We start from the raw sequence: 13,608 nt of genomic DNA on the forward strand, positions 1-13,608 counted from the left end.
TGATGCGCAATAGTGTCGGTTGCTACTGGTGGCGTAACGAGTCGAAGAGGTGCCTGTCAGTTGAGCACGCTGCAGTTCAAGCGAACGGCACGCCTTGCTGCTCCCCGGCCTCCGGGCGGTGAGGTCCACCTCGAACCGCCACCCGAGGTGCCCCGGATCATCCCCGGCAACATCATGATGAAGGCGATGCCCGTCGTCATGATCGTGGCATCCATGGGCATGATGGGCATGATGCTGGTCTTCATGCCGCGCCAGCCCGCGGCGATGATCATGCCCGGCATGATGATGATCTCGACCATCGGCATGATGGCGAGCGGCATGGGCTCGGGCAAGGGCCAGAAGAAAGCCGAGATGAACGAGGACCGCAAGGACTACCTGCGGTACCTCGGCCAGATGCGCGACCGCGCCCGCGAGGCGGCCGACGAGCAGCGCGCCGAGCGCGAGTGGGTCCACCCGGACCCGCAGATGCTGTGGTCGCTCGCCACCACGCGCCGCATGTGGGAACGCCGCCAGAACGACCCGGACTTCTGCCACCTGCGCGCGGGACGGGGCTCGCAGCGCCTCGCGACCCGGCTGGTGCCGCCGCAGACCGGTCCCGTCGAGGAGCTCGAGCCGATCGCGACGCTGGCGCTGCGCCGGTTCGTGCGCGCCCACTCGCTCGTGCCCGACCTCCCCATCTCCATCGCACTGCGCGGCTTCGCGGCCGTGGGCCTGCTCGGTGAGATCGAGGACCGCCGCGACCTCGCGCGCGCCCTCATCGCCCAGCTCGTCACCTTCCACGCCCCGGACGACCTGCTGATCGCGGTCGTCAGCGCGGGCCGCACGAAGCAGCTGTGGGAGTGGGCGAAGTGGCTGCCGCACGCGCAGCACCCCACCGACATCGACGGCATCGGCCAGCGCCGCATGATGGCGAACTCGCTCGCCGAGATCGAGGCGATGCTGGACGAGAACCTGCGCGACCGCCAGCGGTTCACCCGCAACGCCCCGCCGCCGCCGGACCAGCCGCACATCGTGATCGTCATCGACGACGGCGACATCAGCCGCGAAGAGATGATCATCCTCGAGGAGGGTCTGGTCGGCGTCACGCTGCTCGACCTCTCCGAGTGCCTCGGCAACCTGACGGCCCGGCGGGGCTTGCGTCTCGTCGTCGAGAACAACCAGCTGGGCGCCCGTTCCGCGACCGGCGTCGAGTGGTTCGGCGCGCCGGACCGGCTGACCATCGTCGAGTCCGAGGCGCTGGCCCGCCGCCTGTCGCCGTACCGCATGGGTGCCGCCGGCGAGGCCGGTGGCGACAGCGGTGAAGACCCGTTGGCGATGAGCAACAACCCGCCGCTGCTCGAGTTCATGGGCATCCCCGGCGACCCGATCACGTTCGACGTGCAGCAGGCGTGGCGGCCCCGGCCCAAGCGCGACCGCTACCGCATCCCGTTCGGCATCGGCGAGCACGGCCAGCAGGTCGAGCTCGACATCAAGGAAGCCGCGGAAGACGGCATGGGCCCGCACGGCCTGTGCATCGGCGCGACCGGTTCCGGCAAGTCGGAGTTCCTCCGCACGCTGGTGCTCGGTCTGCTGGCCTCGCACTCGTCGACGGCGCTCAACATGATCCTCGTCGACTTCAAGGGTGGTGCGACGTTCCTCGGTCTGGACAAGGCACCGCACGTCGCCGCGACGATCACCAACCTCGCCGGCGACCTCAGCCTCGTCGACCGCATGAAGGACGCCATCGAGGGCGAGGTGTCCCGCCGCCAGGAGGTGCTGGCGAAGGGCAACTACAAGAACGTCTGGGACTACGAGAAGGCCCGTGAGAACGGCGCCCAGCTCGACCCGTTGCCCGCGCTCTTCATCTGCATCGACGAGTTCTCCGAGATGCTGACGGCGAAGCCGGACTTCATCGACATCTTCCTCCAGATCGGTCGTGTCGGCCGGTCGCTGCAGATGCACATGCTCCTCGCGTCGCAGCGACTGGAAGAGGGCAAGCTGCGCGGTCTGGACACGTTCCTCTCGTACCGGATCGGTCTGAAGACGTTCAACGCGGCGGAGTCCCGTGCGGCGATCGGCGTGCCCGACGCGTACGAACTGCCGCCGATCCCGGGTTCGGGTTACCTGAGCGTGCAGGGCATGCCGCTGACCAGGTTCAAGGCGCTCTACGTCTCGGGCACCTACCGTCCGGCGGGCATGCAGTCCGTCGGCGAGTCGGTGGCCGTGCGCAGCGACAAGCGGCCGCGGTTCTTCGTGCCGGACTTCATCGAGATCCCGAAGGAGCCCGAGCGCCCGATCGAGCCCGTGAAGGTCGCGGAGCCGGTCAAGGAGGACGCGAACGAGCCCACGCAGCTCGAACTCATCGTCGACCGCCTCGTCGGCCAGGGCCCTCCCGCGCACGAGGTGTGGCTGCCACCGCTCAACGAGCCGCCCACGATGGACACGATGCTGCCGCCGCTCGACGTGACGCCGGACCGCGGTCTGACGTCGCCGGGCTACCCGGCCAACAGCACGCTGCAGGTCCCCGTCGGCATCGTCGACAAGCCGTTCGAACAGCGCCGCGACCTGCTCTGGGCCGACTTCTCCGGTGCCGCGGGCCACGGTGCGGTCGTCGGCGGTCCGCAGTCCGGCAAGTCGATGATGCTGCGCACGATCATCGCGTCGATGGCGCTCACCCACACGCCGGAGGAGGTGCAGTTCTACTGCATCGACCTCGGTGGTGGTTCGCTCGCCGCGATGGAGGACCTGCCGCACGTCGGTGGGTTCGCCGGCCGTCTCGACGTCGACAAGGTCCGCCGCATGGTGGCCGAACTCCAGACGCTGATCGCCGAGCGCGAAGTCCGCTGGCGCGACCAGCGCATCGAGCTCCAGGAGTTCCGCAACCGCAAGCGGCGCGGTGAGATCAAGGACGACTCGTTCGGCGACGCGTTCCTGATCATCGACGGCTGGATGAACTTCCGCCAGGAGTTCGAGATGGTCGAGCCGCAGATCCAGGCGCTCGCCGCCCAGGGTCTGTCCTACGGCGTGCACGTGATCGTCGGCGCCAGCCGCTGGGCGGAGATTCGCCCAGCCATGAAGGACCTCCTCGGCACCCGCTTCGAGCTCCGCCTCGGTGACCCGAGCGAGTCCGAGGTGGACCGCAAGGTGGCCGTCAACGTGCCGCCCGGCCGTCCCGGCCGCGGCATCACGGTCGATGGCGCCACCGGCCGCAAGCTGCACTACCTGGTGGGCCTGCCGCGCATCGACACCTCGCAGGACGCGAGCACCGTCACCGCCGGCGTCGCCGACCTCGCCAACAAGCTCACCCAGTCCTGGCAGGGCCCGCACGCCCCACAGGTCAGGATGTTGCCCGACCTGCTCGACCACGGGCAGTTCATGGCGCACGTGCAGCAGGTGTTCCCCAACCGCGGCCACCTGGTCCCGGTCGGCGTCAACGAGGACGAACTCGCGCCGGTCTACCTGGACTTCGACGCGGACCCGCACTTCGTGGCCCTCGCCGACGGCGAGTCGGGCAAGACGAACCTGCTGCGCACCATCGTCCGCGGCATCATGCAGAGCTACACCTCCTCGGAGGCGTTGATCCTGCTCGCGGACTACCGCCGCACCATGCTCGGCTTCATCGACACCGACCACCTGCTGAGCTACGCGGTCTCCGGGCCGCAGTTCACGCAGAACGTCCAGGAGATCCGCGGCTCGCTGGCCGGCCGCATGCCCGGCCCGGACGTGACGCAGGAGCAGCTGAAGAACCGGTCCTGGTGGAAGGGGCCGGAGGTCTTCGTCATCGTCGACGACTACGACCTCGTCGCGCCGCAGGGTGGTGCCAACCCGATGGCTCCGCTCGCGGAGTTCATCCCGCAGGCCAAGGACGTCGGCCTGCACGTGGTCGTGGCGCGCCGCATGGGTGGTGCCTCCCGGGCCATGTACGACCCGATCATCGGCAAGCTGAAGGAGATCGCCGCGCCGATCTTCGTCGGGTCCGGGTCGAAGGAGGAGGGCAACATCGTGGGCAACCTGAAGCCTTCGCCCCAGCCGCCCGGGCGGGGGACGCTCGTCACCCGCAAGAGCGGGCAGCAGCGGATCCAGTTCGCTTGGATCCCGCCGGACTAAAGGTCTTCGGGTTTGTGGCTTCGTGGGTGGTCTCGCTTGGGTGCGGGGCCACCCACTTGTCGCTGGTGGGGTTGGTCGCGTTCTGTTGGTTGGGCTGCGGTTGCGAGGGTGGTCGGGTTGGGTCGGGACGAAAGAGAGTTGGGGTGCGATCGGGGCTTGACCTCGAGCCTCTGGCGGGGCGCATTCGCGGCCTCACAAGCCGGGGATTAAGAGCGCCCCTGCCGGACCGAACAGGTTGGCACCCCGCCCCCTCAAGGTAAAGCCCCCATCGCCCAGAGCGGCGGAACCGGCTAGGTGATGAGGATCGGCCCGTTCGGGCTCGCTCCGCTTCGCCACGCCAGGACCCGTAGGTGGTTGGGTTTGTGCTTGTGGCTGTCCGGTTCGCACCGCGCGCCTGGCCAAGACGGTGGCCGGCTTGCGTTGGCGACTGCGGTTGGGGCTCGAGCTCGGCTGCGCCGTCGCGATCCTTGCGCTCTGACGGGCTCGCCTCCGGCTTCGCATCTCCTCAAGCCACTGCTGCCGAGCGCTCGGCCACCCGACGCTCGGCAGGCTTGCGCTCGACTGCCTTGTGCTCCGCCTACCTGCCGCCCCGCAGCCCGCCACCCGGTCGCTGCCGTGCCGCTCCGCCGCCGCTTCCCGGCCTCCGTCGCGCGCCCCAACTAGAACGAGCCCACGGCCGAAGCCGTGGGCTCGTGCAGGTAGCAGGGGTACTACCTGCCCCCCAATGGCCGGGTCCGGAACGCTGGTGCGGTCAAGAGGGAGGCGACCGCACCGGCGTTCCGGACCGTGTTCGGGTGGGTGGTTCCCCCAGGTACCCGGCCCTTCCGAACTGGCTGGCGCGAACTCTGCCTCATCGCGCTCACACATCGCTCACGTCTCGATGACATGCGTGAGAGCGGGGTGCGCCCGGGAATGAATAAGGCCCGCAGCCGGGGCTGCGGGCCTTGACCGAACAGCAGGGGACTGCTCGGTGTTCCCCCCAGACCGGAGTTCCTCCTCCTGCCGCACCACTGGGAGGGCGGCGGGAAGGGGAGTTCGGTGAGCGTGACATCCCCCCAGTAGTTCTGGTGTCACGTTCTCCGCTCCGGCTGCTGTTCACTTTGCCCGTTAGCGCTCACACTTCGGTCACACCCAGTTCTCACCCATACACTCGGCGCTCGGTCACCTAGCGGACGGGAGGGTGGCGTGCGGGTCGACTATCGCGTTCTGGGGCCGCTCGAAGTCCTGCGGGACGGTGTGCCGGTGGTGGTGCCCGCTGGGCGGTGCCGGGTGTTGCTCGCCACGCTCTTGTTGCGCGCCAACGAGTTCGTGTCCGTCGGTGAGATCGTGGAGCGGTTGTGGGACGGGGCGCCGCCTCAGGCTGACCGGGCCGGCAAGACGTTGCACATGGTGGTCACCCGGCTGCGGCGGGCGCTGGGTGAGGCGAGTTGCGTCCGGACTCGTGAGGGCGGGTACGTGGCTGTGGTCACGGCCGAGCAGCTCGATCTCCTGCGGTTTCGCGAGCACGTGCGGCGGGGTGAGCACGAACGGGCCACCGGGTTGTGGCGGGGGCCGGTGCTGGCGAACGTCGTGTCGGAGTCGTTGCACCGGGATCTCGTGCCTGCGCTCGGGGAGGAACGGCTGCGGGCGCTGGAGGCTCGGATCGACGCCGATCTCGAGCGGGGGCGGTCTGCGGATCTGGTGCCCGAGTTGCGGACGCTCACCCAGCAGCACCCGTTGCGCGAGGTGTTCTGGGCCCAGTTGATGGTGGCGTTGCACCGGAGCGGGCAGCAGGCGGACGCGTTGGCCGCGTACCAGGAGGTCTCGGTCGTGCTGGCCGAGCAGCTGGCGGTCATGCCGGGGGCGCGGCTGCGGGAGGCACAGCAGCAGGTGCTCACGACCGCCGAACCGCCCCGGCACGTGCCGCAGCACGTCCCTCGGCAGCTGCCGACGGCGTTGCCGCACTTCGTCGGGCGCGAGGTGGAGTTCGACCGGCTCGACGCGGTGCGGGCGTCCGGGCAGGTCGTGATCAACGGGAGCGGCGGCATCGGCAAGACGTCGCTCGCCGTGCAGTGGGCCCACCGGATCGCGAACCGGTTTCCGGACGGGCAGCTCTACAGCGACCTGCGCGGGTTCGACCCGACCGGCTCGCCGGTCAACCCCGCCAACACCGCGCGCGACTTCCTGCTCGCGCTCGGGGTGCCCGCCGGGGAGATCCCGGCCGGTACCGAGGCGATGCTGGAGAACTATCGGGCGTTGCTGGCGCGGCGCAGGGTGCTGGTGCTGCTCGACAACGTGCGGGACGTCGCCCAGGTGCGGCCGTTGCTGCCCGGCGGCGAGCAGAGCCTGGCCGTGATCACGTCCCGCAACCGCTTGCGCGGGCTGGTCACGCAGCACCACGTGGTGCAGCTCGACGTCCTCGGGCCCGAGGAGTCGATGGTGCTCTTCGGCGGCCGGGTCGGGGCGGAACGGGTCGCGGAGGAGCCGGAGGCGGCCGCCCGGCTCGTCGAGCTGTGCGCGGGGTTGCCGTTGGCGCTCGCCGTGGTGGCGGCGCGCGCGACGCTCGACCAGCACCCGCTCAAGATGCTCGTCGAGGAGCTCGAACACGCCGCGCTCGACGCGTTGGACACCGACGACCCGCTGACGAGCGTGCGGGCCGTGTTCTCCTGGACGTTCGGGTGCCTGAGCCTGGTGGCGGCCCGGCTGTTCGTGTTGCTGGGCCTGCACCCCGGCCCGGACGTCACGGAGGCCGCCGCGACCAGCCTCATGGGACGGCCGGTGCCGGAGGCGTTGGACGAGCTGGTCCGCTACAGCCTCATCAACAGCCAGAACGGCCGCTACCGGCTGCACGACCTGATGCGGTCGTACGCGGCGGAGGAGGCGGCCCACCGGTTGTCCCCCGACGAACGGGAGAAGGCCCAACGGCGGTTCTTCGACCACCTCATGCACTCCGCGCTGGCCGCCGCCACGAAGTCGGACCCGTTGCGCCAGCCCATCACCACGCCCGAACCGGCTCCCGGCGCGGTCGTGCTCGCGTTCGAGGTGAGCACCGACGCCGACCGCTGGTACGCCGAGGAACGCGCGGTCTTCGGCCCTGCCGTGGTGGCCGCGGGCGAGGCGGGCTTCGACGGTCACGTGTGGCGCACGGTGTGGGCGATCAGGCACTTCCTGCTCGCGACGAGCCGCTGGCGGGAGGGTGAACGGCTGCAACGGCTCGCCGTCGCCGCCGCGCGACGGGCCGGTGACCTCGAAGGCGAGTGCCGGGCCCGGCGCGGCCTGGTGTCGTGCCTCATCCCCCGGCAGGAGTTCGACGAGGCCGAACGCCAGCTCCGCGAGGCCGTCGCCCTGGACGAACGGCTGGGCGACCTCATCGGCCTCTCCAACGACCTGCGCGGGCTCGCGTACCTGCTTTCCCGGCAGGGCAGGCACCTGCGCGCGCTCGACCCGTTGCTGCGCGCCCTGGACGTGGCGACCCGCAGCGGCGACCGCATCGAACTGGCGAGCGTCGCGGCGTCACTCGCGTTCGTGCACCACGAGCTGGGCGACCACGTCGAGGCCGCCGCACGCGCCGAGCAGGCCCGCGACATGTACCTCGACCTGGTGCCGGACGAGCGGGACACCGTGGTCGCCTCGAACCGCGACACCCTCGGCAGCATCTACCGCGCGCTCGGCCGCTACGAGGAGGCGGAGGCGAACTACCTCAGGTCGGTCGAGCTGCAGGCAACGTTGTCGTACCGCCACTACCAGGCGGACACCCTGGTAAGACTGGCCGACATGAAACGGGAGCTGGGCGAGCTGGACGCGGCCCGCGGCTACTACCGGGCGGCACTCGACGTGTACGACGAGCTCGGCAACGCGCAGGCGGACCACGTGCGCGCCGTGCTGTCGGCGTCAGAGCTGGGGTAGCGGTGGCCGTGCGCTACGGCGTTCTCGGGACGCTGGAGGTGACGCTCGACGGCGCCGACGTGCCGGTGCCGATCGGGCGGTGCCGCGTGCTGCTGGCGGCGTTGTTGTTGCGCCCCAACCGGTTCGTGTCCGTCGACGAACTGGCGGAGCTGGTGTGGGACGGCGCGCCGCCCGCGCAGCCCAGGCAGTCGCTGCACCAGGTCGTCCGGCGGCTGCGGGCCGCGCTGGGCGCGGCGGACTGCGTGCGGACGCACGCCGGCGGCTACGAGGCACGGGTGCAGCCGGCAGAGCTCGACCTGCTGCGGTTCCGCGAACTCGTGGCGGCACAGGACTTCGCGGGCGCCGCGGCGCTGCGGCGCGGGCCGATGCTCACCGACGTCGTCTCGGAGACGTTGCACCGCACCGAGGTCCGGCACGTGGAGGAGGAGTGCGCCGAGGCGCTGGCCCGGTCGGAGCGGCACGTGCCCCGGTTGCTCCCCGCCACCCTGCCGCGCTTCGTCGGACGGGCCGGGCACCTGCGCGGGCTGACCGCACTGGCCGACCGGGGCGAGCCGGTCACCGCCACGATCACCGGCACCGCGGGCGTCGGCAAGAGCGTGCTCGCCGTGCAGTGGGCGCACGGCGTGGCCGACCGCTTCCCGGACGGTGTGCTGCACGTGAACATGCGCGGGTTCGACCGGCACCGTGACCCGATGGCACCCGGCGACGTGCTGACCCGGTTCCTGGAAGCCCTCGGGGTCCCGGCGGACCGCATCCCGGCGGGGCTGGACGATTAGGCCGCGCTCTACCGCGAGCGGACGGAGGGCCGCCGACTGCTGGTGGTGCTCGACAACGTCCGCGACGCCGAGCACGTCCGCCCGCTGCTGACCGGCCCGTCGTTCGTGCTCGTCACGAGCCGCGACCGGCTCAGCGGCCTGGCGCGCGAGGACTTCGCGCTCGACGTGCTCGACGCGGAAGAGGCGCGGACACTGCTGGTCAGCAGGCTCGGCGAGGAGCGCGTGGACGCCGGCGACGAGCTGGTGGCGTGGTGCGGTGGCCTGCCGCTGGCGCTCGCGATCGTGGCGGCCCGGGCGGCCGAGGACCCGCACCTGCCGCTGTCCGCGTTCGCCGCCGAACTGGCCGACGAACGGACCCGGCTCGACTCGCTCGACACCGGGGACGCCGAGACCAGCGTCCGCACCGTGTTCCAGTGGTCCTACCAGCAGCTCAGCCCGCGGGCGGCGCGGATGTTCCGGCTCGTGGGCGTGCATCCGGGACCGGACCTCACGATCCCGGCCGCCACCAGCCTCGCGGGCGAGCCCGCCGAGGAGGCCGTGCGCGAACTCGTCAGGGCGAACCTGCTGGTCGAGCACACTGCCGGCCGGTTCACCTGCCACGACCTGTTGCGCGTCTACGCCGCCGACCGCGCGGAGGCCGACGAAGCGGAAGCGTCCCGCGCGGTGGCCGTCGAACGCATGCTCGACCACTACCTCCACACGCTCGAAGAGCTCAACCGCGCGCACTACTGGGACCACCGCGGCGTCCTCGAAGACCCTCCCGTGCCGTCACCGGGCACGACTCCGGAAACGTTCGCGCGGCAGGACGAGGCCGAGGTGTGGTTCCAGGCGGAACGCACGGTGATCAGCGCGGTCGTCGCGCTGGCCGACGAGCGCGGGCGCGACCGGCACACCTGGCAGCTGGTGTGGTTCGTGGCCGACCTGGTCGAGCGGTTCGGGCTCTGGCGCGAGTGGATCAGCCTCTTCGAGCGGGCGACGCGGGCGGCTGACCGGCTCGGCGACCAGGTGCAGGTGGCCAGGTTGACCTTCCTGCGGGCGGCCGGCCACGCACGGCTCAGCGAGCTGGAACGGGCACTGGAGCTCTTCGAAACCACCGACCTGATCTGGCAGGAGGTGGGGTCGGTCGCCGGGAGGGTGCGGGCCCAGGCGGGCGTGGCGTGGGTGCTCGGCGAGGTCGGGCGCACGCACGAGGCGATCGAGGTGGCGCGGAAGTCGCTCGACCTGCTGCGCGGCGACGAGTGCCGGACGCCGGCCCGGATGCGGCTGGCCCTGCACCAGCTCTGCGGTGCCCTCGTCCTCGCGGGCAGGTTCGCGGAGGCGCTGGACCTCGAGGCCGAGTGGGAGGCCCAGGACGGCCCGGTGAACCCGCACAACGTCGGGCACATGCAGTCCGAACTGGCCGCCGCGTGCATCGGGCTCGGCAGGCCCGCCGAGGCGGTGCCGAGGCTGATGGCCGCGCTGGAGGCGCTCGGGCAGATGGGCACCTGGGTCGACATGGCCTACGCCGAGAACCTGCTCGGAGACGCCCACCACGCACTGGGTGATCCCGCCGAGGCACGCGCGTGGTGGGAGAAGGCGGCCACCCGGTACGCGGAGCACGAGAGCCCGGAGGAGGCGGCGGTGAGGGCCAAGCTCGCCGGCTCGAACTGAGCGCGGAAACGAGTGAGCGGTGCTGGTGGCCCCCCAGGAACCTTTGCCACCAGCACCGCTGAGAACCACCTTGCCCGACCCCGCTCACACTTTGCTCACACTGCGATCACACACCGTCTAAACTGGCCTGGACCTGGGGGGACCTGTGCGAGTCGAGTACCGGGCAGCTGAGCTGCGGCGCGCTCTCCGCGACGTTCGCGACCACCGGCTCGGCGGGGCTGAGCAGCAGCCGGCCGGGCGGGAAGCGGGTTGACGGGGTGGAGCCGAGGCGCCGCCGCGGTGGAAGAGGTGTACCGCGACGGCGCCGGACGACAGCGGCCCCCCAGCCGATGTATCGCAGTTGTCGTCCTCGGCTGGTGACCACTCTGCCGGGTGCCGCTCACACATCGGTCACACACTTCTCGCATCCACAGTGGACGAACAGGGTGAAGGGGTCATGAACGTCGAGTACCGCGTCCTCGGGCCGTTGGAGGTGCTGCGCGACGGCGTGGGAGTTCCGGTCCCCGCCGGGCGCGGGCGCGTGCTGCTCACGACGTTGCTGCTGCGGCCCAACCGGTTCGTGTCCGTGGACGAGCTGGTGGAACGGCTGTGGGACGGCGAGCCGCCCACGCTCGACCGCGCGCACAAGACGTTGCAGATGGTCGTGCGGCGGGTGCGGATGGCGCTGGGCGACGCCAACTGCGTGCGCACGGCCACCGGCGGCTACCTCGCCGAGGTCGATCCGGAACGCCTCGACTTGACCCGGTTCCGGCGGCTCGCGGCCGAGGGCGAGTTCGCCGCCGCGCTCGAGCACTGGCGGGGCGAGGTGGCGTCGAACGTGGTGTCGGAGCACCTGCACCGCGAGGACGTGCCGCCGCTGGTCGAGGAACGACTCGTGGTGCACGGCAGGCGCGTCGAGGCCGACCTGGCGCGCGGCCGGGGTGCCGAACTGGTCGGCGAACTGCGCGAGCTGACCGCGGCACACCCGTTGCGCGAGGGGTTCTGGGCGCAGCTCGTGCAGGCGCTGCACCAGGCGGGCCGCCAGGACGAGGCGCTGGCCGCGTACGAGCAGATCCGCGACCACCTCGACGAGGAGCTCGGCGTCGAGCCCAGCCAGCCGTTGCGCGACCTGCACGCCCGGCTGTTCGACCGGACGGGCACCCCGCGGCAGCTGCCCGCCGCGCCCGAGCACTTCGCCGGGCGCGCGGCCGAACTGGCAAAGCTGACCGGCGTCACCACGGGCGGGGCCGCAGTCGTGATCACCGCCATCGACGGCACCGCGGGCATCGGCAAGACGGCCCTGGCCGTGTGGTGGGCGCACGCGGTCGCCGACCGGTTCCCCGACGGGCAGCTCTACGCCGACCTGCGCGGGTTCGACCCGGCGGCGGAACCGGCCGACCCCGCCGAGGTGCTGGCCGCGTTCCTCGGCGCGTTCAGGGTCTCCGGCGGCGCGGTGCCCGCCGACCTGCCCGAACGGGCCGCGCTCTACCGCAGCGTGCTGGCCGAACGGCGGGTGCTGGTGCTGCTCGACAACGCGCGGGACGTCGAACAGGTCCGCCCGCTGCTGCCCGCGGGCAGGGGCTGCCTGGTCGTGATCACCAGCCGCAACCGCTTCACCGGGCTCGTCGTCCGCGAGGGCGCGGTGCCGGTGACGCTCGGTGTGCTCGGCACGCAGGACGCCGTCGCGCTGCTCACCGCGAGGCTCGGTGCCGAGCGGGTCGCCACCGAACCCGCCGCCGTCGCCGACCTGGTCGCGTTCTGCGGCGGCCTGCCCATCGCGCTCACCGTCGCCGCCTCCCGCGCGGCCGAGGACCCCGGCCTGACGCTCCGCGCGCTGGTCGACGAACTGCACTCGGCGGACGGCCCGATGAGCCAGGTCGAGGCCGTCTTCGCCACGTCGTGCCGGCGCCTGGACGACGACACGGCGCGGCTCTTCCGGCTGCTCGGCCTCCCGGCGGGTCCCGACATGTCCCTCGACGCCGCCACCGCGCTGGACGGGCGCGCCCGCGCCGACGTGCGCAGGTCGTTGCAGGCGCTCGCGAACATGCACCTCGTCATCGAACGGGTGCGCGGCCGGTACACCACCCACGACCTGCTGCGCGAGTACGCGTGCTCGTTGCGGGACCAGGATTCCGAGCAGGACCGGGACGCGGCCGTGCGGCGCTTGCTGGAGTTCTACCTGCACTCCGTCGACAGCGCCGACCGGCTGTTGCGGCACAGCCGTGCGGAAGTCGAGCTGGAGCCGCTCTCGGAAGGCGTGCGGCCCGCGCGGTTCGAGGACTCGGCGGTCGCGGCGGCCTGGTGCGAGACCGAGCACGACAACCTGCTGGCGGTCGTGCGGCTCGCCGGCGCGCACGGCCTGCACGACCACGCGTGGCAGCTCGCGACCGTCATGTTCGGCTACCTCTCCCTGCGGCAGCGGCCGGCCGAGCGGATCGAGCTGTGCCGTGTCGCACGGGCGGCCGCGCGGGCGGCGGGAAACCGGTTCGCGGAGGGCATCACCCTGCACTCGCTCGCGAACGCCCTCTCGTCGCTCGGCTCGTTCGCCGAAGCCGACGGCGAGTACGCGGCCGCGTTGCGGGTGCGCGAGGAGATCGGGCACGTGCACGGCATCGCGATCACCCTCGACCAGTGGGCGATCAACCACGCGATGAGCGGCGACCTGGCCGGGGCGAAGGCCCTGCACGAACGGGCCATCGCGAAGCGGAGGGAGCAGGGCGTGCCGGCCGGACTCGCCCTCGCGCTCAACAACTACGCGATGACGCTGGTGGGCCTGGAGGAGTTCGACGCCGCGCTCGCCGCGAACGACGAGGCGTACACCGTCATCACGCGGGCGGGGCTGTCCGAGCTGGTCGCATCCACTTTGGACACCCGCGGCCTGCTGCACCTGGAGCGCGGCCGGCTCGCCGAGGCCGTGGCGACGTTCCGGCAGGTGCTCGCGTTGCCCGCGGACCAGCTGGGGGACGCCATCAAGACGGTCAGCCTGGAGAACCTCGCCGACGCCCACCTGCGGCTCGGGCGTCCCGGGGACGCCGTGACCGCGTTGCGGGAAGCCCTGGCGCTGCGGGAGGCGAGGGGCAACGTGAAGGCGGCCGAGCGGCTGCGGGTGCGGATCGCCGAGCTGTCCGGGGGAGACCGGTGAGTTCGGGTGAGGCCTCGCCACGCCAGGACCCGTGGGTGAGCGGCTTGCGATGGGTCCGGCGTGTGCTGCGACGGATCGCGCCCACTCGGC

The 13,608-nt window shown here is 71.6% G+C and carries 5 protein-coding genes; all 5 read left to right on the forward strand.

What is annotated here, in order from left to right:
- Positions 1–60: 60 nt before the first annotated feature.
- The 5 genes from eccCa (at position 61) to QSK25_RS29710 (ending at position 13,518) form a co-directional block, all read left to right on the forward strand.
- Positions 61–4,086: a type VII secretion protein EccCa gene (gene eccCa / locus QSK25_RS29690; protein WP_285643111.1), complete on the forward strand. Its 4,026-nt coding sequence runs from the start codon at positions 61–63 to the stop codon at positions 4,084–4,086.
- 1,185 nt (positions 4,087–5,271) lie between these two features.
- The gene (locus QSK25_RS29695; protein ID WP_285643113.1) at positions 5,272–7,971 is read left to right on the forward strand and encodes an AfsR/SARP family transcriptional regulator; all 2,700 of its coding nucleotides are present in this window, start codon (positions 5,272–5,274) and stop codon (positions 7,969–7,971) included.
- Between the two features lie 2 nt (positions 7,972–7,973).
- Positions 7,974–8,747 (forward strand): AfsR/SARP family transcriptional regulator, encoded by a 774-nt coding sequence (locus tag QSK25_RS29700; protein WP_285643115.1) that lies wholly within the window; start codon positions 7,974–7,976, stop codon positions 8,745–8,747.
- A gap of 45 nt (positions 8,748–8,792) precedes the next feature.
- Entirely contained in the window at positions 8,793–10,397 is a 1,605-nt protein-coding gene (locus tag QSK25_RS29705) for a tetratricopeptide repeat protein (protein WP_285643117.1), read from the forward strand.
- 436 nt (positions 10,398–10,833) lie between these two features.
- Positions 10,834–13,518: an AfsR/SARP family transcriptional regulator gene (locus tag QSK25_RS29710; RefSeq protein WP_285643119.1), complete on the forward strand. Its 2,685-nt coding sequence runs from the start codon at positions 10,834–10,836 to the stop codon at positions 13,516–13,518.
- Positions 13,519–13,608: the final 90 nt, after the last annotated feature.

Source organism: Lentzea sp. NBRC 102530 (assembly GCF_030269365.1).
Lineage (GTDB): Bacteria > Actinomycetota > Actinomycetes > Mycobacteriales > Pseudonocardiaceae > Lentzea.

Coding starts and splice junctions, on each gene's coding strand:
- QSK25_RS29710 (WP_285643119.1), top strand. CDS start 10,834: ATGAACGTCGAGTACCGCGTCCTCGGGCCGTTGGAGGTGCTGCGCGAC.